This is a genomic window from Athalassotoga sp. (assembly GCF_049965695.1).
GTDB lineage: Bacteria > Thermotogota > Thermotogae > Mesoaciditogales > Mesoaciditogaceae > Athalassotoga.
In genome coordinates this window covers 1-24,655 of record NZ_JBMFWB010000015.1, presented here as the reverse complement: position 1 = coordinate 24,655, position 24,655 = coordinate 1, and the positions used below count along the sequence as shown (strand labels likewise).

Below are 24,655 nucleotides of genomic sequence, written 5' to 3'. Positions count from 1 at the left end.
CACAACCCCACGATAATTTTCAAAATTGACTCTTGGAAGCATGAATGATTTTCTGGAAAAAATTCACAATGAAGTTGTAATTATTCCCTTTGACAATTATACTATACTTGATCGACTTTAAACATGAAATATTTAACGTTAGCGTTGGCAATTCGATCCAACGAATTTCGTTGTGTATTTTTGCCCCTTTGGGTGTATCATTTTAATGAAAGGAAGGTGAGAATTCTCGAATTCCAAGAAATATTCGAGAAAAAGGTTATGAATAAAGGCGTATTGGGAATATTGAAATTTGCACTTTCGAGAGAAATAGAAGGAATGAAATTCTATCAAGAAAAGGTAAGGGCTGTCAAAGATCCCGACGTAAAAGAGGTTCTTGAACAACTTTCAGAGATGGAAAACGGACATGTAGATTACGTGAAAAAATTGATAGAAAACGTTGAAAAAGGAAAATCTGTATCGGAGGTTAAAGCACCCGAACAGAATCCCGATTTCTTCAAGAAACGTGAGACAAAAGAAATAGTTGGTGGCAAGGTAGATGAGATTGCTTCTGAACTTTCAATATTAAGAATGGCTTATCTTATAGAAGATGATTTTATGCATTTTTACGGCGATTCTGCGGAAAAGATCGAAGATGTCGACGCGAAAAATGTTTTTAAGATGTTAAGTTCATGGGAAAAAGCCCATAGAGACATGCTTCATAGCCTCTATGAAGAAATAAGCAAACAATACTGGGATGAAATGGGATTCACGCCATTGTTCTAACTGAAATAAAAATTACGAGGGTTTTCAACGGCGCCCCGGGATCTGAGAACTTGGCACGTCATAATCGAGAGTTAACAGAAACTCAGGAGATCCTGTCTGTTCTCTGGATAAGGATCTTTTTGACATTCTCAACTTGATGCCGGCTTTCAGTGAAAATATCCCAGATTGATTCCGAAGATCGGAGCGTGTCGTATTCCGTAAAATGAATAGATTCCGTTTAAAGGTATAAATGCCAGTGGTAGATATATCCCTATGTATAACCCTGACTGGCTTATATAATCAATGCCGGTATCCAGATATGGTATTACCAAAAGCACTGTCCCGAAGTTTATGTATGCATCAAAAACATCAGGCTTGATTGGCATAAGATACCTTTTGAAATAATATCCCATCTGAAATGGATTAAATCCTTCAAAGCCGTATGTGGATATCTTTGAAAATATAGGTACAGGAAGGGGAAAGCCGTTCAACGGCATATCTATGTCTATATCTGTTGTGTATTTCCATCCTGTGCCAAAGGCTGCAAGTGTTAATAAAATTATAAGTATTGAAATCAAAAACTTCTTCGATTTTCCTGTCATTCCATCACCAGTTTGCTCTCGAAAGATCTTTTGCAACCTCTTCGTCTGTCAGTTACAAATACTTTTGCGTTGTCGACGGACTTGTGTGTCCCAGTATCAACTGGATGTTTTCAATGTTCGTTCGCTCTATTCTTAAGATACAAAGTCGCCGTCGTCTGCTTTACCATTAAAGCACACTTTAATGAAAAGAGCCCATCGGCAACCCGAGGGGTCTCTTTCAGATCTTTGGGAGAGAAAAAATAGATTACATCTGAATTATACCATAACGAGGATCCTTTCGGATCCTCGGGGAGGTAACTTTGTAATTTCATAACAAAGGGGATGGATTATTTATTTCATACTTTAGACCCAAAAAGTGGGAAAAATGTTCGGAAGATATGATAATAAAGAACACAGGACTTGTAAAAAGTTGAATTGAGAAAGCCGTTACTTATCTGGGAAAAGTTCCGAGTTGATACACAAAAACTTTTTAAATTGAAATTGTTGTAAAATAGAATTATGACATCAAATGGAGAGTATGGTTGTTCGACAAGAATGGCGATGATATTTGATAGAGTGATTCGCGAGATTATGGGAAAATGTAAAATGTTTGGCATTGGTAAAACAGCAAAAAGCCATAAGAAATCGGCCGATAAAATAAAAGAATCATGAGACTTTGGAGTATTCATCCCGTTTACCTTGATCAAAAGGGCCTTGTTGCGGTATGGAGAGAGGGATTGCTTGCGCGGGCCGTTCTTGAAGAAAAAACAAGGGGTTACAAAAACCATCCCCAACTTCTAAGATTCAAAAATTCTTGCGATCCCCTTAAGTTTATAAACTTGTATATAAAATCGATATACTTTGAATCACTCAAAAGAGGTTATAAATTTGATAAATCCAAAGTTCACGATTACGAATCAGATCGGAAATTGGCCGTAACTTATGGACAGGTTGAATATGAATTTCATCACCTCAAAAACAAGTTAAAAAGCAGATCTCCTTCGAAATTTTTTGAATTGGAAAGGATAGATCCACTTGATTTAAAAGTAAATGAAATATTTTACGTCGTACCCGGACCTGTAGAGAACTGGGAAAAAGGTTAAAAGCTTTCTTTATCGGTCAAAAAGTTGTGCCATTCCATCCCCACATTGATCCCTCAAAATCAACGAAATTAAGATATATTCTTTCCTTTCTGACTCCCATGTTTTTCTCTACAAAATCACAAAGTTCACCAGATAATTTTGCGGCTTTGTCCGTTGGAAATCCTATACTTTTCAGTTCTAAAAATGCACAGGGATCTGCCTTGCCGTCAAAGATCATCTTCTTGGTTTCGACACTTACCATGACATATCTTTCCGGTTTATTTAGTGATTTTGCAATCAGATTTGAGAGATCTTTTAAGAATTTCTCCTCATTTTGTATACCGACATTTGTTTCTAATCTAAGATATGGCATAACAATCACCTCGCTTTTATTTTATCATGCATTAACGTGTAAAATGCAAAACAACTCTTTTTAAAATTGATTAAAACGTGATAATATTATCAGGATAGTGGGAGGAAAACATGAAAATTGTAATCATAGATTATGGATCTCAATACACGCAATTACTTGCAAGGCGTATAAGAGAAATGGGTGTTTTTTCAACAGTCGTAAATTCAAAAGATTTCAAATTCGATGGCACCGAGTTAGGCGTCATCCTCTCAGGAGGCCCGATGAGCGTTTATGATGAGGAGACCTTTGAACTGCCGGAGGAATTATTCAACAGAACCGTGCCGGTACTCGGGATATGTTATGGAATGCAACTCATAGCCAAAAGATTTGGAGGCAGAGTTGAAAGAGGGGAGATATCCGAGTACGGGTTTACAAAAGTATCGCTTTCGCATTCCGTGCTTTTCGAAGGCATTCCATCTGAAATAACGGCGTGGATGAGTCATGGGGACACGGTTAAAATTTTACCGAAAGGCTTCGTTCAAACAGCGAAAAGTCAAAATGATCTCATCGCAGCATTTGAATACAAAAACATACATGCGATTCAATTTCATCCCGAAGTTGCACATACCGAACATGGGACCGACATTTTAAAAAATTTCGTTTTCAAAATATGCAAGGCGCAACCGCAATGGACGATGGAAAGTTTTGTCGATTCAAAAGTAAAAGAAATAAAATCGATCGTCAAAGACAAAAAAGTCATAGGTGCGATTTCTGGAGGAGTTGATTCGACAATCGTTACTGTCCTAACATCAAAGGCGATAGGAGATCACTTGATTCCCATATTCGTGAATCACGGTCTTCTCAGAATTGAAGACATGGAGGTTCCGAAAGATCTGAAGAGAATCGGAATAGATGTGAAAGTTGTCGATGCTTCGAACTTGTTTTTCGAACGGTTAAAGGGCATAGAAGATCCTGAAAAGAAAAGGAAAACAATAGGAGAAACTTTCATAGAAGTTTTCGAAAAAGAGGCACTTTCATACGATGCAGAATTTTTGCTTCAAGGCACAATATATCCAGATGCGATTGAATCCGCGACCACTTCAAAATCATCCGTAAAGATAAAAAGTCACCACAACGTGGGAGGCTTACCCGAAAGGATGAATTTAAAACTTTTGGAACCGATAAGAGAGTTGTTCAAAGACGAAGTGAGGCGGGTCGGAAAAGAACTCGGCCTGCCGAATACTTTTATTCAGAGACACCCGTTTCCCGGGCCGGGTCTGGCCGTGAGAATAATAGGAGAAGTAACGCGAGAAAAGGCTGACATCTTGAGATCGGCGGATGACATCCTCACAAAAGTTTTGATAGAAAAGGGAGAATACTCTAAAATATGGCAAGCGTTCGCCGTTTTGCTTTCTTCCAGATCCGTCGGGGTTAAAGGAGATGCACGATCTTACGGATATGTGTTGGCCATAAGGGCAGTCGACAGCGTTGACGGAATGACGGCATCCTGGCATGATTTGCCACACGATATCCTTAAAGAAATATCAACAAAAATAACGGGACAGATTCCCGAAATAGGGCGCATTGTTTACGATATAACGGATAAACCGCCTTCAACGATAGAATGGGAGTGAGTTTACATGTTCAGAAAAGCTTACACGTTTGATGATCTTTTGCTTGTACCGCAATACAGCGAGGTGTTGCCGAAGGATGTTGATGTGAAAACCCACCTTACACGTGAATTGACGATCAACATTCCGATACTTTCCGCTGCAATGGACACGGTTACGGAATCGGATATGGCTATAACGATGGCACGCGAGGGAGGAATCGGAATCATTCATAAAAACATGAGTGTTTCAAAACAGGCAATGGAAGTGAAAAGAGTGAAAGTAACAGAAAACGGTGTCATAAAAGATCCGGTAACTATAAGGCCGGACGAAAGTGTCGAAGACGCCGAAAAATTAATGAGTTTTTACAAAATCGGAGGATTGCCTGTTGTTGAAAATCGTAAACTTGTGGGAATTCTTACGAACAGAGACATAAGATTTCAGGAAGAAAGAAGCATGAAAGTCAAAGAGATGATGACGCCTTTTGAAAAACTCGTAGTTGCATATCCGCCCGTAACGCTTGACGATGCCAAAAAGATCCTGCAAGCGCACAAGATCGAAAAACTTCCGATAATCGAGAAAGACGGTTCTCTTGTGGGATTGATAACCATAAAAGATATACGTTCTGTATACGAACATCCGAATGCGGCTCGCGATCTTCGCGGAAGACTTTTGGTTGGAGCGGCAGTTGGGGTTACGGATACGATTGAAAGGGTGAAAGCACTTGCTGATGCCGACGTTGATGTGATCGTCTTGGATACGGCACATGGTGATTCAAAAAGGGTTGTAGATGCCATAGTGAAAGTAAAGACTGCATACCCTAATTTGCAATTGATTGCCGGAAATGTCGCAACCGCCCAAGGCGTGAGAGATCTCGCGAATGCCGGAGTGGATGGCATCAAGGTGGGAATAGGGCCTGGATCGATTTGCACAACGAGAATAGTGTCAGGAATTGGTATACCGCAGATAACGGCCGTGATGGATTGCTCCGAAGAATCCTCAAAGTATGGTATTCCAGTGATAGCGGACGGTGGAATAAGATATTCTGGTGACATTGTAAAAGCAATAGCGGCAGGGGCGTATACGGTTATGATAGGTAATTTGCTTGCCGGAACAGATGAAGCTCCGGGTGAAACCATAATATACGAAGGAAGAAAGTTTAAAACTTATCGCGGAATGGGCAGTATGGGAGCGATGAAACTTGGAAGCGGAGACAGATATGCTCAGGAGAATTATACAGTTGACAAACTCGTTCCCGAAGGCATAGAAGGCATGGTGCCTTACAGGGGTAAAACGGCTGAGATACTGTACCAGTTGATAGGCGGGCTGAGATCCGGAATGGGTTATTGCGGTGCGAATGATATAGAGGTACTGCACGAAAAAGCGCAATTTATAGAGATAAGTCAATCCGGAATGAATGAATCTCATCCTCACGATATCTTCATAACAAAAGAAGCACCGAATTATGAATCGAGAAGATGAAATATACCGAGTCGATTTTCAAAAATAAAATGTCTGTTTATCTTAATAAAACTGGTATTGTCTTTTGGGAGATGATCGTTATGGATTCAAAAATTTTTCTTGATAAACTTAAAGCACATGCCGGAAAAGTTGCCATCCTCACAGGAGCCGGCGTGAGTACGCCGAGTGGCATACCTGATTTCAGATCTCCAAACGGAATTTATTCAAAATATGATCCAGAAGAATTATTTGGCCTTGACAACTTTCTCTCACATCCATCTTACTTTTACAAATTTGCCGCTGATAACATATTCACAATGAAGGATGCAAAACCCAACGTTGTTCATCATATGGTGGCAAAACTTGAATCACTTCATCTCATAAATGGTGTTATCACTCAAAACATAGACATGCTCCACAAAAAGGCTGGATCTGTAAATCTTGCCGAAGTACATGGAAGTATAGAAAAAGGTCATTGTCTTAGATGTGGAAGGGTCTATTCTTTAGATGAAATGTACAATCTTACTTCAAATTCGCCGGATAAAGTTGCAAGATGTGAATGTGGTGGGATTATAAAGCCCGATATAATCTTTTTTGGAGAACCTTTGTCTGAATCTGAAATCGAAAAGGCATATGCCATGATCGAAAGTTCGACTTTAATAGTTGCCATGGGAACCTCTCTGGCAGTTTATCCGGTAGCATCTTTTCCTCAAATCGTTCTTCGAAATAAAGGAGAACTTGTGATCGTAAATATGGGTGCAACACAACTTGATTCAGAAGCATCGTTGATCTTTAAAGTGCCACTTGAACATTTTGCGCAAGAAGTACTATCGCTGCTTGCTTATACTAGACCCGCTTTAGATTCCAAATGATCTTTAGATCTGGCGGGATACCCTCGAAGTGACCAACACCGTGTAGCACGGATCGGACACAGAAAGAGTACCTGCCGGATCTAAAGATTAGAAACCTGAAATTGGCTTGACGTGTATTTAGTTTTGATTGCCAAGTTCGATGGCTTTTATTATCGAAATACCTGCCTCAAGACGCGTTACATCTGACGAAGAATCGGATGTTATTCCAAGTTTTATGGCAAGCGTTTGATAACCGTAAACTTTTGCGACAATCTTAAGTCCTAAAAATCTCATCATTATTTCGGAAAGTGTTTCTTCATCGAGAAACTTTTTCGGATTTATCGTCGATGGTACAAGATCATCGTATACCGCTGTATCTATTATTTGCTTTGTCGAAAGTGAACCGACGTAATCCGCACCATTTTTTACGGCAAGCAGATTTCTTAAAAAATCCTCGACTGTTATCTTTCCGGAAGGCATAAAGAGATCTCCGTACTCTCCAAACAATCCGGCCTGTCCGAGGTATGATATATAAGTTGCGTATTCAGTCGAATTCAAGTCGTTGAAATGGTAAGCCGTGGCATTTTTGCCAATTGGCATACCGTTCCAGTTGATAGGCTCTCCGGTCTTGGCGTTTAGCAGATTGGATACGATTGGATTTCTTATTTCCGGTAAATAAACGAGTTTTACAGTCGATGTCGAATTATTTTCGTTGTTTATCTTCACATAATTAAGTACCAAAGGCCTGTAATCCAAAAAGATTTGTTTTGCCGTGTTTAAAGGTATAATTCCATTTGTGTCTTCAAAGAACGCATTTGACCAATTTGACCCGTAACTCGTCACCAATCCGAAATCGCTTACCGTTATATTGATGGTATTGGCGGGAAATGGTATGCCGTTGACAATTCTGTCGTAGACAAAATTGTATGCACCTTGAGGTTTATATCCGGCCTGTGGATTCAATCTTATTTGATTGAAATATGCCGGTTGTGCCTTCTTAAGAAATGATTCGACTATCTTTTGTGCCTCGTTTTCGTTTAAAGGAGTGGACTTTGGACTTTCGTTTTGGTAATTGAGGTAGAGATGATCGAGTGATCCATTCAGTGCATCTATACCTGCAAAGATGGATGTCACGGTGCCTGTTAAAGTTGATTTTGCCTCATTTTGATTCCACCAGTAAAGATTCCACACAATTCTCCCGTCATTTGAGTTGTAAGCAAGATTTGCACTTGTCAATTCAAGATTTGACGAAATTTCGACGATCTTTTTCAAATCATCCACCGCTGTTTTTTCGTCTATGAATTTGGTTTCTGCCAATTGTGCCTGATTGTTCTCTTTATCGGGTGCTTTACCCTGGCTGTTGACGATATTAGAAAAATAACCCCAGTTCAGCCATTGATCGTCTTCAAGTTTAAGTGGTTTACCCGTTACGGCATCTATTGCACCGTTATTTTGAGATAAAGCGTATACAAGAATTGCGGTCGATTGAGTTGTGGATTGCAACGGATAATATTCAAGCGTCAACAGATCGTCTGATAAGAATGCGGATTTTGCCTGTTCAGGCGTAAGAATATCGGAAGGATAGGGTAATTTTTGATCTGTCCAGTTCATTTGGTAATTTGTTATCCTTCCGTTTTGAGTATCAACGGATATTTGAACGTAATCATTTGAGAATGGTATACCGTTGACAGTTCTTTCCCACTCAAAAATGTACGATTGAGGAAGGGTTAAAGGTACCAGTTGATCCGAGTTGTTTATGTGAATTAACTGGTCTATTTTATTCGAATCTATTTTATTCAAAAATGATTCGGCCATTTTTCTTGCCTGATCTCTTGAAATTTTCGGAAAGACATACTTAGGTTGATTTTTGGATTGATTCCAGTAATTCATGCTTTCAACGTTGCCGTTTGACGCATTAATCGTGATGTTCAAACTTCCGTTTGATTGATCGTTTATCTGCGGAGACGACCATGATAAATTCCAGTTCTGGTGATCATCGTATGTGTTGTAATTGAAAGAGAAATTCGTGAAAGTCGACGAAACGTCAAAATAAGTTTTTGCTATGTTTATTGCCGATTGCAAAGTTATTTTTCCAGAATTTATATTTTCACCAAAGATCATTGCGGATAAAACAAAGATCAAAAAAACAAAAAGATATTTTTTCAAAACAGTCACCTCTTTCATAAATTCATAAGATACCCGTTTTCTTTCAACCATTCGTTGTATTTTGCGTATTGAGGGTAAAGTGATTTTACCTTTTCCCAAAACGATCTCGAATGGTTTCTTTCAACAAGATGCACAAGTTCGTGAATTACAACGTAATCTATGACTTCCATTGGAGCCATGATGATCCGCCACGAAAAGTTCAAATTACCATTTGATGAGCAAGATCCCCATCTTTTTTGCGCGCTCGTGATCTTAATTTTTCGATATTTAAAACCATATTTTGTAGCATATATGTCAACACGTTCAGCAATTATCTCGTAAGATTTGACTTTATACCATTTCAACAGAATTTCCTTTTCATCGTTCAAGTGACTTTCAGAAAGGAAAAATCCTTCATCAAAAATCATGGGGACCTTTTGATCTTTAACGATCTGCAATTTGTATTGATTTCCAAGGTATAAGAACATTTTTCTGTTTATGACTTTGTCTTTTAATTGTGATCTTCTGAGCATTTCTTTTTGCTTTTTTTCAATCCAGTCTTTGTGTTTTATGATCATTTGGTATATGATTTTTCGACTCATGGAATTTGGCGCTCTGACAACCAGATTCGCATCTTCCGTTATCTGAAGAGAGAGCGTTTTTCTTCTTGATTTTATGATTTTCACGCAACCATCCAAGATGCACATTTGCTTAATTATACCACTTGCCGATATCTTGAGATATTTTGGGTAGATTGACTGGACAGACTGATAAAAAAATCGCCTCGCATCTTTGAATACGGGGCGATTTGTCGATATGTTTTCAGAACCTATTTGGATAAAGAATAAAAGTCTATTCCGGGCCTCATGGCATTCCAATACCATCCTTTTACCCACGTACGTTCTACCCAATAGCCGTAAGGTTGATCAGTCCATATGTAAAGCGCATTTTCATGATCGAGCATGGCTATCTGCTTTGCAATTTCCGCGCGCTGAGCAGGATTAACCGTGGTCATTAAGGAATTCACAAGAGGATCCATATTTGTTTTCGCCCATGATGTATAACTTGCTCCAAGCGTCGAACCGTAAGCACCGGTAGACGCATAGTAAGCATCCGCAAAATCATATGGATCCGGATAGTCGGCTTGCCATCCCATCATGTACATCGGAAGTCTGCCGGCAAGGTAATCCGCAAGGAATGAGGACCAGGTTTCACCGACAACGTTTATCTGAAATTTCGGATTCAAAATCCTTGCATCGTTGGCAAGAGCCTGAAGTGCAAGTTCTCTTATAGAATTCCCGGTGTTGTAAACCGCCGTGAATTTGAATCCTTTTTGCCATATTTCCCCGTTGTAAGCCTTTTTGAAGTATTCTGTCGCTTTTTGAAAATTTTGTTCGTATTTTGGCAAGTTAGGATCATATCCGGGCAACCCTTCTATTATTGCGCTGTTTGGTTGCATTGCCATGTTGTTCCATCCCTGCTGAATGAATTGTTTGTATGGGAAAAGATAAGAAAATGCCTTTCTCACATCTTCATTTGAAAAGAAATCTGAAGGAATTCCATTTCCGTCCAATTTTCCCGATCCTACATACGAATTTCCCTGGGTGTTTATATTCCATGTGAAATAAATGTTGTCAACGTTGAGAGTCGGTAGGTCTTTTATAACCCTTATGTTTTTATTGTTTTCAACTTCGGTTAAGTATTGAACCGGAACATATATCGTATCGGCCTCACCGGATTGGAGATCCAGCAGTCTTGTTGTGAATTCATTGACATATTTTATAACGGCATATTTCGTAGGTGCTTCTCCGGCCCAGTATTTATCGAAACGAACAAAGGAGATCTCTCGTTGAGGTGTCATGTAGTTGATTGCATAAGGTCCCGTTCCGTTCTCGATCGAAAGTAAAGGATCTTCAGCGTGCGTTGGATTGTGATAAAGCCACCAATCATCCGCTAAACCGTTCCATGCTTTTTGATCTGCACACCATTTTTCATCCAAAATGGCCGAAATATTTGATCCGTGAGAAAGAATTTCAAGGAATGGCGGATAGGGCTGGGGAAGATGAATTATGACGTCATTACCCTTGATTTCGAAATCTTTTGCAAGTAAGTTAAAAGTATCGATAAGCGCCTGTTTGTATTTGTCGTTGGTAGGATTCTTCGTCCCATTTTCAAAAATGCCCAAAGAAGATAAACTTGAATAGTTCAAAGGATTACTAAGTCCTAACTCCTGAGCCACAACCTGAACTATGGATGTTACGTATTGACCGTCTATCATCGGGAAAAGTGGGCCGGCTAACATCCATGAAGGCCCTCCAGATCTGTCAAAAATAACTGCACGTTCAAGTGAATAAACAACGTCTTGTGGAGTCAAAATATCCCCGTTGTGGAAATAGACATTTTGTCTGATGTGAAATACGTATGTTTTTCCGTTGTCAAGAATGGTCCCGTCTGAAAGCGATGGAACATTTGTCGATAACATCGGCAAAAATTTTGTGGTGGATGTGCCATCGTACTGAATCAAATTGTCATACAACTGCCATATGACCTCTCCGGATGCTGTGTCGTAAGACCACGCTGGATCCAAAGAATCAATGGGTCCTATGATTTCTTCGACAAGCGTATTCGGATTAACCACATTTTGTGCCATTCCAACGGCAAAAAAGACCAAAGAAATGGCAAAGAGAATGAGTAAAACTTTTTTCATACCGTCTTGCCTCCTCGTACAACTTCAATAGATGTAGGTTGTATATCCTGATTTTAATCATATCAAATGAATGTTGGGAAATAATTTCGTATGTGCTAAAAGACTTTACGCAAATAAAGTTCTTGTGTTAAATTACACAAAAGATAAAAACAAAGTTAACGCGGATACATTTTTTTCATTTCCTATGCTATAATTTGAAATGAAAATCAATTCCAATTGAATTATATCAAAAAGGTGGTGCATAAGATGGATCCTCTTTTCTTGTCAAGAATCCAATTTGCCGTAACAACGGCTTTTCACATGTTGTGGCCACTTCTTAGCATCGGTTTGAGTTTTATGATGGTCATATTGGAAATAGCATGGTTGAAAACAAGAAACGAAGTTTATTACAGGCATGAAAGGTTCTGGTCGAAGATCTTCTTATTAACTTTTGGTATTGGTGTCGCAAGTGGTCTTGTGCTTGAATTCGAGTTTGGCACAAATTGGGCTGGATTTTCGGGTGTTGTCGGAGGATTTTTCGGGAACATTTTAGGCTTCGAGGGGTCGATGGCTTTTGCGCTTGAATCTGCCTTTTTGGCGATCTTCATCTTTGGATGGAACAGAGTTTCTCCCAGGGTTCATCTTGTTTCAACTGTAATGGTGGCGTTCGGTGCTTCACTTTCGGCATGGTGGATAATGGATGCAAATTCATGGATGCAAACTCCAACCGGTGTTAAAATCGTAAACGGCTCTGTTTTGTCTATAAACTATTTGACGGCGATTCTTAATCCATTCGCGACAATCTCTTTCTGGCACATGTGGGTTGCATGCATAGAAACGACCGTTTTCTTCGTTACCGGCATAAGCGCTTATTACATGCTAAAAAAACAAAATACCGAATTCTTCTTAAAAATCTTTAAAATTTCGATCATAATTGCGATCTTTGCAACACCGGTTCAAGTTTATTTAGGCGATCTTTCTGGAAAGTTAGTCGGTCAATATCAACCGGCAACGCTTGCGGCCATGGAATCTCACTGGAATACCAATCCCGCGGGTATCGGTGCAACATGGCATCTTATAGCCATACCGGACAGAGAAGCCGGAACAAACTCGTTTGTCATAAATGCTCCAATTCCAGGCCTTATGAGTTTTCTCGATACGGGATCTTTCACAGCACAGGTGAAAGGTCTGAAAGACTTTCCCGCACAGGACAGAGGACCGATAATCTTACCATTTTATTCATTCAGGTTGATGGTTTTGATAGGTTTTGTAATGGTCTTCATGATGCTATGGGCGCTTTGGTATTGGTTTAAAGGAAATTTGAAATATGAAAACACCTCAAGACATAAATGGTTCTGGAGAATATGGTACTGGGGGTTGCCGCTCGGATTCGTGGCGACAGAACTTGGCTGGATAACGCGCGAAGTCGGAAGACAGCCTTGGATAATCTACGGCATAATGAGAACATCACAGGGAGTTTCGAACCTTACGGTGGGACAGGTCATGGCCACTTTAGTGGCATTTATTCTGACTTACGTCACGTTGTTCGTACTTTTTGTCGTGTTTACGCGTAAAATATTAAAAGCAGGACCTGATTTTAAAAGCCCATTACCGGATTGGACAAAGGAGGCGAAGAAGAATGCATGAATTCCTTGCAAATCTGTGGTTTTTAATTCTTGCCTTTGAACTTGGACTTTACGCGATATTGGACGGAATGGATCTCGGTATGGGTGTATGGACTCTGTTTGACAAAGATGAAAATCGCATTTCTACCGAGATCACGCTTATTGGCCCGTTTTGGGACGCGAACGAAACGTGGCTCGTCATGGCGGGAGGCATTCTATTCGGAGCCTTTCCTGCGGTTTACGCAATAGGTGCAAATGCTTTGTACATTCCAATAATGATCCTTATCTTTGGCCTTATCTTCAGAGCGGTTGCCATAGAAATAAGAGATCATTCGAAAAACAAAAGGCTTTGGGATGTAATCTTCGGACTTGGCAGTCTTGCAGCCATATTTGGTCAGGGCTTTGCCGTTGGAGGACTTTTCGGTGGAATAAAAATAGGTCCTCATGGTTTTGCCGGAGGTCCATGGGATTTTTTGACTCCGATTTCATTTGTCCTGTCATTTGGATTTTTGTTCGGTTACATGATGATGGGTGCCGCTTACGTGGCAATGAAAACGGATGGTCAGATTCAGCGCAAGAATTATTCGAGAACGATTGTATCTGCAGTACTCTCAACGATTTTAACGGTTGTTGCTTTGATTTCTCTTCACTTTTTAAATCTTCCGGAGATGAAATTTTGGTTTTCAAGACCTGACGAATATATCCTGACGGTTTTGTATCTGTTTGCCGCTTTTTCAATTTTGATGGTAATTTTAAACGCTTACAGAAAGAAAAATGATAAACTGCCATACTTTTGGACATTAGTGTTAGTTGTCGATATCTTTGTCGCCGGAGTTGTCGAGGTCTTCCCTTACATAGTGCCACCGAATGTAAAGGCTGTCGATGTAGCCTCGCCAAATGAAAGTTTGATAGCCATGTTGATCGGTATAGGAATTTTCATTCCGATCATAATAGCCTACAACATTTACATAAAGAAGTACTTTAGGGGTAAGGTAAGCAAAGCGGGAAAATATGGTGAATACTGAAGTAACAGTACATGGCAAAAAACGAATTGATGATGTACGATTGAAAATTGATGATGGATGTCAGAAAAATTGACGATTGTCAATCGAAAATTGTCAATTTCTACGTGCTACGAGCCACAAACTACCTGCCATTAGGTGAGGCATACGCCATCGCTGCGATTCGAAATTTGAATTTTGTTTGGTATAATATACGAAAATATCATGAAAGGATTTACATTCTATGGCTTTGATTGGCTTATCCTGGGGATTGGTTGCGGCTTCTTTGTTTTTAGTTGCGAATCTTTACGTGACTATCAATTTGTTAGCAAGGATTTTCTTTGGGAAAAGAAAATTCAAGTGGCTGAAGAAAATGGGGGATTCATGGCATTACATACATTATGTGGGAAACATATCTGCATTTACCGCCGTTTTGCTTCATCTTTTGTTTTTCGAATCGCTTGCAAATTACGTTAACTGGATCTTAATTGCTTTCGAAGCGTGGATCGTCTTTTGCGGGATAACGATAAGATTTACAAAAGCGCCGATTAAACTAAAGAATGTTTTTAGGAAATCGAGTATGACCTGGTACATGTTTTCAATTTTTATAATTTTACTCGTTATATCTCATCTTCCATTTTTGCCGTTGATGATTTTCCCATTTCCAAAATTCTGAAAATTTTTACAAATCCAAATATCTACCAAACTGATTTTTTATGTATTTTGTGTTTATAAAAAACGTTTTTGTGGTTACATCCGTGACTTTTGTTGCGTTAACGATCCATAAAGAATAATCTTTGAATAATTGTTGGTAAAATGATTGTAAATTTTTGTAGCAAAATTTCGATTTTTCCAATTTTCAGATCACGCAATCCCTTGTGGGACAACCATTTCCAGCATTTCGCTCTAAAATCACCACATTTTCACTTTTGGACACCCCAGGGTATGATCATACTCACCCCTGTCTTACCCCCCTTAAAAAGCGCGATCTTGGAAGTCAAAATTTTCCTTATTTCATAGGTGTTTGAGAGAAATACCGTGGTTATCGAGAAATTTGTGATGTAAAATAGAACAAATGGATATTCAAATCTTGAAAGAAATCGTTTTGAAAACGATAAAATCGGTTGATCCGTACAAAATTACAAAGGAAAAATGTACTGTTAGACCGGGGAAAAAGAATTTTCTTGTGGCATTCGGAAAGGCCTCTTTGGGGATGGCAAAGGCCATCTCCGAGGTCTTTGAAATAAGTGCCGGCGTTGTGTCTACAAATGAAGATGCCTTGCCTGATAATGGCAGAATCGAATATTTTCAAGGTGGCCATCCTTTTCCGAATGCAGAGAGCGTTAAAGCCGCAAAAAGGACGATAGAAATAATACGATCTGCAACTGCCGAGGACCTTGTGATTTTTTCGATATCGGGCGGAGGATCGGCACTTTTTGAATATCCAAAGGTAGATCTTGAAATTCTAAACGAAATCACAAAGCAACTCATGAGATCGGGTGCCGACATTTACGAATTGAACACCGTTAGAAAATCTCTTTCGTACGTTAAAGGCGGAAAACTGGCAGGATTTACAAAAGCGAGAATTGTATCCTTTGTGATTTCGGATGTCGTCGGAGACGATCTCTCAACGATAGCCTCAGGGCCAACTTATCCGCAAAGTGTAAATACAGAAGATGCAATTGCCATTATGGAAAAGTACAAAATCAAAGTTCCCTCATTTCAAAGAGATGATGCCGCGCCACGAAAAGATGTAGATCATGTGATAGTCGCATCGAACAAAGATGCATGCGAGAGTGCGAGAAGATTTTTAAAGGATGTGGGATACGATTCTTTTTATTTGGGATCCGCAATTCAAGGCGAAGCACGCGAGGTCGCGCGTGTACTTGGCGGCATTTATACGGAAATAGAAAAAGGAAGTTCTGACTTTAAAAAGCCTGTGGCCGTTATAAGCGGTGGAGAGACCACGGTAAATGTCAAAGGGAATGGCCTTGGAGGGCGTAATCAAGAAATGGCACTTGCGATGGTTGAGATCGTAAAGGACAAAAAGATAACCTTTGCATCTTTCGGTACAGATGGCATAGACGGAAATTCTCCCGCAGACGGTGCCATTGCAGATGGTAAAACATTTGAGATGGCAAAATCCTTTAATCTTGATCCGAAAGAGTTTCTTTCAAGAAATGATGCTTTTGACTTTTTTGATAAAATCAATCTTTCAATCGTGACAGGCCCAACGGGCACAAATGTTATGGACATTCAAATTGCGATTGTGGAATAAATTATGTTGAATAAAATTTATTTTATTCGCCTATGCTTAATTATCTGAATATCTCTAAGGCTAACTACAAAATTACTGGTTAGGCATTATTTCAGTGAGAATTTCACTCATTAGAATTAACGCAATTTTACATAGAAAACGGTGTATAATAAAATTATGAAGATAAAAATCTTTTACGATAAGGCATTTCATAAGAAACTCATTGATTTATCTGAAAGTTCAAGAAAAGAAGATAAAATAATGTATGCCGAAATTGTGAGAACCATAGAATTGCTCGAACATTTTGGGAATAATCTTGAGGAGCCTTATTCTAAAACTTTCAAAAATTACAAATATGAGGGATGTGTCCTAAAGGAACTCAGAATAATTACCCTGGCGCAGTACAGGATATTCTATTTTATTTACAAAGGAAAAACTGGCATTTTGTTGTATTCTGCCATCAAAAAATCACAAAAATTGAATTCAAATATAATTGATCTGGCATACAAAAAAATGAAACGATATATAAATCTTATAAAGAAAGGAGAAATAAATATATGAACAAAGGTAAAGTCAAGTTATATTCATTCGATAACGAAAAAGAGCGTGTTTTAAAAAATCACCCAGAAATTAGAGATATTTATGATTCTCTCGAACTTAAATATAAGTTTATAGAAGCTCTAATTGAATACAGAATGAAAAACCATCTTACCCAAAGAGAATTAGCGGAAAAAATCGGCCTAACTCAGCAGAAAATATCCCAAATTGAATCTGGAAAGGTTAATCCACGTATAGATTTGGTATCCAAAATTATTTCGAAACTCGGAATGGAAGTCACTGTAAATACTCAATTATGATGCCATACTATACTAAACCAGTTTAACCGAATCATCGCTCCGGCAGGTGCCCCACTCGATGTCTGTCCTCGCTCCGCTGCGAAGGCCATCTCGAGGGCATCCTGCCATCCGCTTAAATTAAATGAACATTCGACTTTTAAATTTATTTAAGTATAACACATCACCCACACTATTGATAGACCCGTATAATTCTATTTTCACTTACACCACTCACCTTATCAAACATTTTACACCTTTTCTGAATTGTAAGCCGTATCGAAGAGAAGATTTACTTTGTTTATAAGGTCTGGTATCTCTTCGATGTCTTTGTACTTTATAATGGCGCTAAAGACATTTGTCGATCCATTTTTGTTTGAAAGATAGACATCCAGTTCGGGTTTTGATTTATTCACGTATGATAAGATCTTTTCTGCCTGAACGTCTGAATTTAACGTAACGTTCAATGGATAGAGATAAAAACCATCTTTGTCTTTCAAATGGAAGAATATCTGATTGCCGTAGACATATGAAGCGGATCTTACTTTCCAGTACACATTGTCAAAGGCAAGGTTTATCTCATCCATTTTTTTGTTCAACTCTTCTATTCCGTGAAATTTAAAAAGCACCAAAAACACATTTGTCATTCCCGATTTCGTGTTGAGATAAATATCCACATCATCGATAATTTTTCTCACGCCGTCTATAATCTTATCTGAAGGCACGTCCGCGTAGGTGGTTATACTTAAAGGATAGGTGTAGTAAGGTTCATCGCCGGTTTTATATTCTGTGAGAACACTGTTTCCCATAAGGGCAGAATTAGGTATCGATATAACGTTTTTATCTTTTGTGATAACCTTCGAGAAGAAAGTCTTTATGTCCACAACTTTTCCGATGGTTTGGGTTCCCCATATCCATGAATTTATGCCTATTATATCGCCATATTTTATCGTTCGCGAAGAGGTGGCAAAGACGCCGGACAAAAAATTCGATGCAACGGTTTGAACCGCAAAGCCGAGTATAACGCCACCTATTGTGCTTCCGGCCAGAACACCCGTTATGCTTATCTGGAAAATAGAAAGCACTATTGCTATTATGACGATGTACATCGCTATTCTTACCACCATGGTTACGACACCGTAAGATTCTTTTTTGGACTCCATTTTTCGTTCTATGTACTTTATAAGCGTACTTGTAACCATGAATCCTATGGCAACGACGATGATCGATCTGACACTTTCGTTTATCAACGGTTCATATACCTTGTATTTCGGGAAAAAATCCGTAAGAATTCTGTCCGTAAGAAAGCCAAAAAGTATCACAAGCACAATTCCGGCGGCAATTTCCGCGATTATCTTGAACAATTCCGCTTTGGTACGTTTATTTGTCAAAATTTATCAACTCAACTTTCAAATGGCTTGATCGGAGGATTTTGATCCATCTCTTTGATTATTTCTTCTATTGCCTTATCAAGTTGGAGATCACGTCCGTTTGCGATATCCTGAGGCAAGATATCGACCTCTATGTCAGGATCCGTCCCGTAATTTTCAACACCCCATCCGACATCCGTAAACCAAAAAGACATCTCAGGTTGGGTCGTTATCGTTCCGTCCACGAGCCAGTTCCTCGGCCATATTCCTATGACTCCACCCCACGTTCTTCTTCCGATGAGTTTTCCTATCTTCATGAGTTTGAAGGCATGACTGAATATATCTCCATCCGATCCTGCATATTCATTTGTGACTGCTATAACAGGCCCGTAAGGTGAATCTGTCGGATACGGTTGAGCACCCATCCATCTTGTGGAATCATATCCTATTCTTTTTCTTGCGAGTTTTTCCAAAAGCAATTGAGAAACCTCTCCTCCGCTGTTGAACCTCACATCCACGATCAACCCTTCTTTATCGAGTTCGGCAAGGAAGGATCTGTGAAACTCGGCATAACCGACTGCCATCATGTCCGGAATGTGGATGTAACCAACGCGGTTATTTGTGCTTTCATAAACGTATCTTCTGTTTTTCTCGACCCATTCTCTGTACCTTAAAGGTGTATCATCGCCGATAACTTTTATCCAGACATTTTTTATTTCTTCTCCTCTTTTAAGCGTTAACTGGACTTCCTGATTTGCCATGTTAACAAGTGCCATTGCGGGAGAAAATTTCTTATATAATTTTTGCCCATTTACGGCGATCAAAAGATCGCCTTCTTTTGCATCCGCTCCGGGTCTTTTAAGTGGCGGTGCGTATTCGGTCCATGGATCGCCGCCTATTATTCTGGAGATTTGGTAAGTGTCAAGATGTGAATCGTAAATCACATCGGCGCCAAGAAATCCCATTTTATATTCAGGCCTCGGTCTGTAATCTCCGCCAAGTTCGTAAGCGTGAGATGTCCCGAGTTCTCCCTGCATTTCCCAGATCAGATCAGAAAATTCGCTTCTCGATGATATCCTTTCAACGAGAGGATAATATTTGTCGAGAATTCTTTTCCATTCAACACCGGACATGTCTTCACGCCAGAAATAATCTCTTTGAAGCCTCCATGCTTCTTTAAGCATTTGCTGCCATTCGAGAATGGGATCAACTGAAATTTTTATTCGCGCTAAATCTATCCATCCGCCCTTCCTTCCTGCTTTTTCTTCTTTTGTAACTTCCGCGGATGTTGACAAAACCCTTATGCTGTTTTTTATTCTTACGATTATTGCCGAACCGTCTTCGGAAATTTTGAAATTAGACACATGATCGAGAAAGGTCTTTTCTTCGAGATCATTAAGATCGAAGTATTTCAACGTTGCATTGGCCGGCAATTCCAAACTGAAGATATCGTCGGTTATGGCTCCTTCAACAGGGAGGGACGTGTAAAATATTTTGTCCTTTGTCGCGCCGATATTTGTGTATATGCTTTCAGTTACGGGAAATGGCAATATTCTATCCTTTATTCCGTCAAAGTCTATGACGACATCTTTTACCTCTTCAGTACCTTTCTCTTCTTTAAACCCTTTTGGTATCGGAACAAATGGAGATGGAAGGTCTTTTCTCAAAGTTATAAGATATGGTCTCATTCCCTTCGGAAAACCAAGCGCAAAGTTCATTTTGTCGTAGACCGGATTGAATACGCGCAAAGAAATTATGTAAAGGTATCTTCCAAGCGGATCGAAGACCGGCATCATATCTTTGAGGACTGGCTTTGTGATTTCATGGATTTCGCCGGATTTGGTATCATATACTTTTATAATAGATTGAGTTCTGTTTATGTTGCAGGCATAAGATATCCATCTTCCATCGGAAGACCAGTTGAATCCATTTATTAGATAATACGTGTTTTTGTCTATAACTTTGGATTTTGAACTTTCAAGATCGATCCAGATGAGTTCGTTTCTGTTGTTCGATAAAACTATTTCGTTCGATTTCGGTGAAACTTTTATCTCGACAGGTCTGCCTGTATCTACTTCTATCTTTTTTGGATCTTGAGGATCGTCTAAACCGATGATTTCTATGTGATCCTCATTTCCGTCGTCACTTGCAAAGACGATGCTTTTTCCGTCTGGCAGATATCTGCTCAACCTGTACCTTACACCGCTTTTACCGTGATAGATCACGGGTCCTTCCCAGTTTGCAAAAGAAAGTGATTTTCCCCTTGAATTCAGTGCTAAAAATTTTCCATCTGAAGAGAGGGCACAATCTTCCAAATACTTTGCGGCATCTGTGAACTTTCTGTTCGTTTGAACCCGGGATCCTTCATAATCTACAGGTATTTGTGAAACCAGATCCTTTTTTACTTCTAAAAAGTAAAGGTTTCCACCGCTATGGTAAACTATATTTTTACCGTCCGTGGAGGCATTTCTTACGTAGAAATCGGCGTGGTTAGTGTGCCTTCTCAGATCATGACCATCCGGAAGGCAGGAATAGATATTCCCTATTCCTTCGTGATCGCAGACAAAATAGATTCTTTCCCCTATCCACATAGGGTTTGCAAAATTTCCTTTCAAATCTATCAATTTGTTGAAATTTTTCCCGTCTGAACTTATCAGTATTTCTCCGGCACGACCACCTTTGTACCTTTTCCATGTTGCCGGATCGATCGTGTTTCTTCCCACAACGACCCCTTTCCCAAAGCTCACGTTTCTTGAGTATCCGTAAGGAAGTTTTTCAAGGTTGTTGCCATCGACGTCTACTTCCCACAACTCGGTTATTCTTTTAAAAGGTTGTGCGTAATTGGTCGCAAAAATTATCCTGTCATTGTGCCAGCCCGCAACGGAACACGCAGTACTTCCGAGATATGTGATTCTTTTTTCTTTTCCTCCGGATGACGGTATAGCGTACACTTCGGGATTTCCCTCTTCGCGGCCTACAAAGGCTATCCATTTTCCGTCCGGTGAAAAGTAAGGCATTGTGACTTCACCTAAATTGGACGTAAGACGTCTCGGAGTTTCTCCTTTTACATCTGTAAGCCATAGATCGTCTTCGCAAACGAAAACGATTTTTTCTTCATGTATATGCGGAAATCTGTAATAACCTTGCATTTCATCCCTCCTCATTAATCCTATCAAAAAGATTTTACCATCATTTCTGCTGTAATTAAATTATCAATTTAATCCGAATTTAAGTTTTACATTTTTTACTTCCGATAAGGGCGTGTTTGGAGGCGGAGATTGGGAAATCACAATACCGTTTCCGGAAAATGAGATGTTGTTTGGAGACACAGAAAATCTTTCAAGAATTGAAAGTGCTTGGTTCAAAGGCAAGCCTTCAAGATTCGGCATTTTGTATGAAAGCAAATCATACACTTTTTCACGATTGTTGTTCAAGTTCAAAATGTATGTGCCTATTGAATGAATTAAAGGAGCGGCAACGTCTTCCCCATAATACAACCCTTTGGAAGGCTGATCTATCATCACGTAGATAGAATACTTTGGATGATTTGCGGGAAAAAATCCGTAAAAAAGAGAGAACCATGGCCCATTAAGAGAAACTTTACCGTTTTCAGCCTTTTGGGCTGTTCCGGTTTTGCCACCGACCGATACTCCCTTTATCTGTGCCGGTATACCGGTTCCTCTTTCAACGACTCCAACCATGAATTTTCTGACTGTTTTTGTGACTTCAGATTCAAATATTTTTCTCATAAATGGATGATAGGAATAAACAACGCTTCCCGATGGAGAGATTATTTCTTTAAGTACGTGAGGCCTTATCCAGTATCCGCCGTTGGCAACGGCGTTAAGGGCCGTTATCATTTGAATACCTGTAACTGCTATACTCTGACCTATTGCCATTTCTTGACCGCCTATTCCGTACCATTTGTTCGGAGGTGTAAGTATTCCATTGGTCTCTTGAGGTAAATCTATGCCCGTTTTATGGCCGAATCCAAATTTCAAAAACCAATCGTAATAAGCCTGCGGACCTATTTTCTTGATGAGTCTCGTGGCTATCTTCATTTCAGCCACATCGGAAGAATAAACAAGGGCATCTTTTAGACTTACAGGCCATGGATGAGGCTCGGCATCCCTTATAACAAGCGGAATTTTAGGATCCGGGATGTAATAAGGGCCACTGAATTTCGTACTTGTGCTCACGGCATCTTCCTGAAGTGCTTCGCAGAAGATCAAAGGTTTCATCGTTGATGCCGGCTGAAACAGATTCATGATCGGTGCATCGTACTGCCATGTGCTTGCCATGGCCAGGATATCGTTGTTTTGCGGATCTGTAACTATTACCTCTCCTCCATGTGCGTCATTTTCTTTTACATCTTTGTCTATCATCTGCTGAGCAAATGCTTGAATCGATGGATCGATCGTCGTTATTATCGAATCTCCGTTTAAAGGTTTAACAAAATTTTTTATACCGGATACCAAATTGTAAGGCCCGAATGAGTTGTAAAAAATAGCACCGTTCTTTTTTGGAGAGATGTATTTGAAATATCTGCTTTTTATGGCTTGAGCGATGACATCGAGAGAAGATGCCGTTTTTGTCTCAACGTAGGCACGTTGTATGTTCAAGAATTTGGATAAATCATCGGGAAGATCTTTTATCTTTTGCGCTTTGACAAAACCTACTTCTATGCCACCCTTTTGATTTGATATTATCTTTGATATCGCAGGTGAACGTGGATTTAACCCAAAGTACTTGACGGCTTCAACAACACGATCCGGATATTTCCATCCGTTTATTTTTGAAAGTGCTTTGGCATAACCTACGTCTATGTAGACATTATATGCTAAAGTATTTTGCATTATGGGTTGATTTTCCGATCCCATTATGTCTCCATAACTTGCGGGTATCGTGACTTCTGTTTTTGCGATTTGTATTCTTTTGAAATCTGCGGCTATTACAAAACTTCGAACCATGTAAATTGAAAGTGCGATAAGAAATATCAAAAGTACGAAATGTATGCGCTTATCCATATTAAATTTGACATGACAGAGATGCACAAAAGTTCAATTTTTTACAAAATGCGTTATAATTTTCAGAAGTGATCGAAGAATGATGGAGGAATTTTTATGGCAAAAAATGTAAAGGTTGGTGTTATAGGCGCAGGACTTATAGGTCAACTGGCACATATTCCCGCTTACATCGAAGCGGGAGCGGAGATCGTCGGGGTGGCAGATGTCGTTGAAAACAGGTTAAAGAAAGTTGCGGAGCAATTTTCTATACCCAAAACCTACACGAACTACAAAGATTTACTGGCAAATCCCGACATCGATGCTGTAAGCATATGCACGCCGAATTATCTGCATGCCCAAATGACAATTGACGCTTTGAACGCCGGAAAGGCCGTACTTTGCGAAAAGCCGATGGCCATGAACGCAAAGGAAGCCCAAAGTATGTTTGAAACATCTCGAAAAACGGGAAAGTTACTCATGATGGGATTTAACAACAGATTCAGAGGAGACGCGCAAAAGTTGAAGCAATTCATAGATGAAGGAAAACTTGGAAAGATATATTATGCCAAGATAGGGTATATGAGAAGACGCGGGACTCCAAAGGGATGGTTTACAGTCAAAAAGGAATCCGGCGGAGGACCTGTCATAGACATAGGGGTGCATGTGATAGATCTGACGAGATATTTGATGGGAAATCCTAAACCAGTCTCAGTTTCGGCTTCAACTTACAAATACTTTCCAGAATATCACATAGATGGAAAATATCCATGGGAATCTTCGGATGTCAAAGACAAACTAAGAGATGGAAAAGAAAATGATGTTGAAGATCTTGCTACTGCTTTCATAAGGTTTGAAGATGGATCGAGTGTTTTTGTTGAAACTTCATGGGCATCCAACATAGCGGAAGACAGATTTTATATAGACATGCTGGGAACGAAAATGGGAGGCGAGATAGATTCTTACAACCCAATACATAAAGGTTCCAAAAATAACGAAGGATCCATATCGCTTTATGGAGAAGAACTGCATTCTCTTGTGGATTACGATGTGAAGA

At 39.5% G+C, this 24,655-nt stretch carries 20 protein-coding genes; 12 read left to right on the top strand and 8 right to left on the bottom strand.

Features of this window, described 5'->3' with window-relative positions:
* Positions 1-258: 258 nt before the first annotated feature.
* Positions 259-762, top strand: coding sequence for a ferritin-like domain-containing protein (locus tag ACP5NR_RS06075; protein ID WP_428006116.1), 504 nt, complete (start codon positions 259-261; stop codon positions 760-762).
* 146 nt (positions 763-908) lie between these two features.
* Here ACP5NR_RS06075 and ACP5NR_RS06070 read toward each other — a convergent pair whose 3' ends face one another.
* The gene (locus ACP5NR_RS06070; protein ID WP_428006115.1) at positions 909-1,343 is read right to left on the bottom strand and encodes a hypothetical protein; all 435 of its coding nucleotides are present in this window, start codon (positions 1,341-1,343) and stop codon (positions 909-911) included.
* 647 nt (positions 1,344-1,990) lie between these two features.
* Here ACP5NR_RS06070 and ACP5NR_RS06065 point away from each other — a divergent pair.
* Positions 1,991-2,425, top strand: coding sequence for a pyrimidine dimer DNA glycosylase/endonuclease V (locus ACP5NR_RS06065; protein ID WP_428006114.1), 435 nt, complete (start codon positions 1,991-1,993; stop codon positions 2,423-2,425).
* 16 nt (positions 2,426-2,441) lie between these two features.
* Here ACP5NR_RS06065 and ACP5NR_RS06060 read toward each other — a convergent pair whose 3' ends face one another.
* Positions 2,442-2,777 carry a phenylpyruvate tautomerase MIF-related protein gene (locus ACP5NR_RS06060; protein WP_428004970.1) on the bottom strand — a complete coding sequence of 112 codons (336 nt, stop codon included), beginning with the start codon at positions 2,775-2,777 and terminating at the stop codon, positions 2,442-2,444.
* A gap of 110 nt (positions 2,778-2,887) precedes the next feature.
* Here ACP5NR_RS06060 and guaA point away from each other — a divergent pair, with 110 nt between their 5' ends.
* From guaA to ACP5NR_RS06045, 3 genes are all read left to right on the top strand, one after another.
* Positions 2,888-4,390 carry a glutamine-hydrolyzing GMP synthase gene (guaA, locus tag ACP5NR_RS06055; RefSeq protein ID WP_428006113.1) on the top strand — a complete coding sequence of 501 codons (1,503 nt, stop codon included), beginning with the start codon at positions 2,888-2,890 and terminating at the stop codon, positions 4,388-4,390.
* A 6-nt stretch (positions 4,391-4,396) separates the two neighbouring features.
* Positions 4,397-5,848 (top strand): IMP dehydrogenase, encoded by a 1,452-nt coding sequence (guaB, locus tag ACP5NR_RS06050; protein WP_428004968.1) that lies wholly within the window; start codon positions 4,397-4,399, stop codon positions 5,846-5,848.
* An 80-nt stretch (positions 5,849-5,928) separates the two neighbouring features.
* On the top strand, positions 5,929-6,699 hold the full coding sequence (locus ACP5NR_RS06045) for an SIR2 family NAD-dependent protein deacylase (protein ID WP_428006112.1): 771 nt from the start codon (positions 5,929-5,931) through the stop codon (positions 6,697-6,699).
* A gap of 117 nt (positions 6,700-6,816) precedes the next feature.
* Here the strand turns inward: ACP5NR_RS06045 and ACP5NR_RS06040 are convergent, their stop codons facing one another.
* The 3 genes from ACP5NR_RS06040 to ACP5NR_RS06030 all read right to left on the bottom strand — a co-directional run bounded on the left by ACP5NR_RS06040 (position 6,817) and on the right by ACP5NR_RS06030 (position 11,530).
* On the bottom strand, positions 6,817-8,844 hold the full coding sequence (locus ACP5NR_RS06040; protein WP_428004966.1) for a YcdB/YcdC domain-containing protein: 2,028 nt from the start codon (positions 8,842-8,844) through the stop codon (positions 6,817-6,819).
* A gap of 14 nt (positions 8,845-8,858) precedes the next feature.
* Positions 8,859-9,509: a M48 family metallopeptidase gene (locus tag ACP5NR_RS06035; protein WP_428004965.1), complete on the bottom strand. Its 651-nt coding sequence runs from the start codon at positions 9,507-9,509 to the stop codon at positions 8,859-8,861.
* A 143-nt stretch (positions 9,510-9,652) separates the two neighbouring features.
* Positions 9,653-11,530 (bottom strand): ABC transporter substrate-binding protein, encoded by a 1,878-nt coding sequence (locus ACP5NR_RS06030; protein ID WP_428004964.1) that lies wholly within the window; start codon positions 11,528-11,530, stop codon positions 9,653-9,655.
* A gap of 246 nt (positions 11,531-11,776) precedes the next feature.
* Between ACP5NR_RS06030 and ACP5NR_RS06025 the strand changes: the two genes are divergently transcribed.
* The 6 genes from ACP5NR_RS06025 to ACP5NR_RS06000 all read left to right on the top strand — a co-directional run bounded on the left by ACP5NR_RS06025 (position 11,777) and on the right by ACP5NR_RS06000 (position 17,249).
* Complete coding sequence (locus ACP5NR_RS06025) at positions 11,777-13,156, top strand: cytochrome ubiquinol oxidase subunit I (protein WP_428004963.1); 1,380 nt, start codon at positions 11,777-11,779, stop codon at positions 13,154-13,156.
* Entirely contained in the window at positions 13,149-14,159 is a 1,011-nt protein-coding gene (locus ACP5NR_RS06020) for a cytochrome d ubiquinol oxidase subunit II (protein ID WP_428004962.1), read from the top strand. The genes ACP5NR_RS06025 and ACP5NR_RS06020 overlap by 8 nt, the downstream gene beginning before the upstream one ends.
* A 220-nt stretch (positions 14,160-14,379) precedes the next feature.
* Positions 14,380-14,811, top strand: coding sequence for a hypothetical protein (locus ACP5NR_RS06015; RefSeq protein ID WP_428006111.1), 432 nt, complete (start codon positions 14,380-14,382; stop codon positions 14,809-14,811).
* 414 nt (positions 14,812-15,225) lie between these two features.
* On the top strand, positions 15,226-16,413 hold the full coding sequence (locus ACP5NR_RS06010) for a glycerate kinase type-2 family protein (RefSeq protein ID WP_428006110.1): 1,188 nt from the start codon (positions 15,226-15,228) through the stop codon (positions 16,411-16,413).
* 156 nt (positions 16,414-16,569) lie between these two features.
* Entirely contained in the window at positions 16,570-16,953 is a 384-nt protein-coding gene (locus tag ACP5NR_RS06005) for a type II toxin-antitoxin system RelE/ParE family toxin (RefSeq protein WP_428006109.1), read from the top strand.
* Complete coding sequence (locus ACP5NR_RS06000) at positions 16,950-17,249, top strand: helix-turn-helix transcriptional regulator (protein WP_428006108.1); 300 nt, start codon at positions 16,950-16,952, stop codon at positions 17,247-17,249. The genes ACP5NR_RS06005 and ACP5NR_RS06000 overlap by 4 nt, the downstream gene beginning before the upstream one ends.
* Before the next feature lie 227 nt (positions 17,250-17,476).
* Here the strand turns inward: ACP5NR_RS06000 and ACP5NR_RS05995 are convergent, their stop codons facing one another.
* The 3 genes from ACP5NR_RS05995 to ACP5NR_RS05985 all read right to left on the bottom strand — a co-directional run bounded on the left by ACP5NR_RS05995 (position 17,477) and on the right by ACP5NR_RS05985 (position 23,622).
* Entirely contained in the window at positions 17,477-18,616 is a 1,140-nt protein-coding gene (locus ACP5NR_RS05995) for a mechanosensitive ion channel family protein (protein WP_428006107.1), read from the bottom strand.
* A gap of 11 nt (positions 18,617-18,627) precedes the next feature.
* The gene (locus ACP5NR_RS05990) at positions 18,628-21,744 is read right to left on the bottom strand and encodes a S41 family peptidase (protein WP_428006106.1); all 3,117 of its coding nucleotides are present in this window, start codon (positions 21,742-21,744) and stop codon (positions 18,628-18,630) included.
* A gap of 63 nt (positions 21,745-21,807) precedes the next feature.
* Positions 21,808-23,622, bottom strand: coding sequence for a penicillin-binding protein (locus ACP5NR_RS05985; RefSeq protein ID WP_428005241.1), 1,815 nt, complete (start codon positions 23,620-23,622; stop codon positions 21,808-21,810).
* Positions 23,623-23,718: 96 nt separating this feature from the next.
* On the opposite strand from ACP5NR_RS05985, the gene ACP5NR_RS05980 reads away from it, so the two are divergent.
* The coding region (locus tag ACP5NR_RS05980; protein ID WP_428006105.1) for a Gfo/Idh/MocA family protein at positions 23,719-24,655 on the top strand (937 nt) is incomplete at its 3' end.

Excerpts from the sequence above, each read along its gene's own strand:
- ACP5NR_RS06075 (WP_428006116.1), top strand. The coding sequence starts at position 259 with ATGAATAAAGGCGTATTGGGAATATTGAAATTTGCACTTTCGAGAGAA.
- ACP5NR_RS06070 (WP_428006115.1), bottom strand. The coding sequence starts at position 1,343 with ATGACAGGAAAATCGAAGAAGTTTTTGATTTCAATACTTATAATTTTA.
- ACP5NR_RS06065 (WP_428006114.1), top strand. The coding sequence starts at position 1,991 with ATGAGACTTTGGAGTATTCATCCCGTTTACCTTGATCAAAAGGGCCTT.
- ACP5NR_RS06060 (WP_428004970.1), bottom strand. The coding sequence starts at position 2,777 with ATGCCATATCTTAGATTAGAAACAAATGTCGGTATACAAAATGAGGAG.
- guaA (WP_428006113.1), top strand. The coding sequence starts at position 2,888 with ATGAAAATTGTAATCATAGATTATGGATCTCAATACACGCAATTACTT.
- guaB (WP_428004968.1), top strand. The coding sequence starts at position 4,397 with ATGTTCAGAAAAGCTTACACGTTTGATGATCTTTTGCTTGTACCGCAA.
- ACP5NR_RS06045 (WP_428006112.1), top strand. The coding sequence starts at position 5,929 with ATGGATTCAAAAATTTTTCTTGATAAACTTAAAGCACATGCCGGAAAA.
- ACP5NR_RS06030 (WP_428004964.1), bottom strand. The coding sequence starts at position 11,530 with ATGAAAAAAGTTTTACTCATTCTCTTTGCCATTTCTTTGGTCTTTTTT.
- ACP5NR_RS06025 (WP_428004963.1), top strand. The coding sequence starts at position 11,777 with ATGGATCCTCTTTTCTTGTCAAGAATCCAATTTGCCGTAACAACGGCT.
- ACP5NR_RS06020 (WP_428004962.1), top strand. The coding sequence starts at position 13,149 with ATGCATGAATTCCTTGCAAATCTGTGGTTTTTAATTCTTGCCTTTGAA.
- ACP5NR_RS06015 (WP_428006111.1), top strand. The coding sequence starts at position 14,380 with ATGGCTTTGATTGGCTTATCCTGGGGATTGGTTGCGGCTTCTTTGTTT.
- ACP5NR_RS06005 (WP_428006109.1), top strand. The coding sequence starts at position 16,570 with ATGAAGATAAAAATCTTTTACGATAAGGCATTTCATAAGAAACTCATT.
- ACP5NR_RS06000 (WP_428006108.1), top strand. The coding sequence starts at position 16,950 with ATGAACAAAGGTAAAGTCAAGTTATATTCATTCGATAACGAAAAAGAG.
- ACP5NR_RS05990 (WP_428006106.1), bottom strand. The coding sequence starts at position 21,744 with ATGCAAGGTTATTACAGATTTCCGCATATACATGAAGAAAAAATCGTT.
- ACP5NR_RS05985 (WP_428005241.1), bottom strand. The coding sequence starts at position 23,622 with ATGGATAAGCGCATACATTTCGTACTTTTGATATTTCTTATCGCACTT.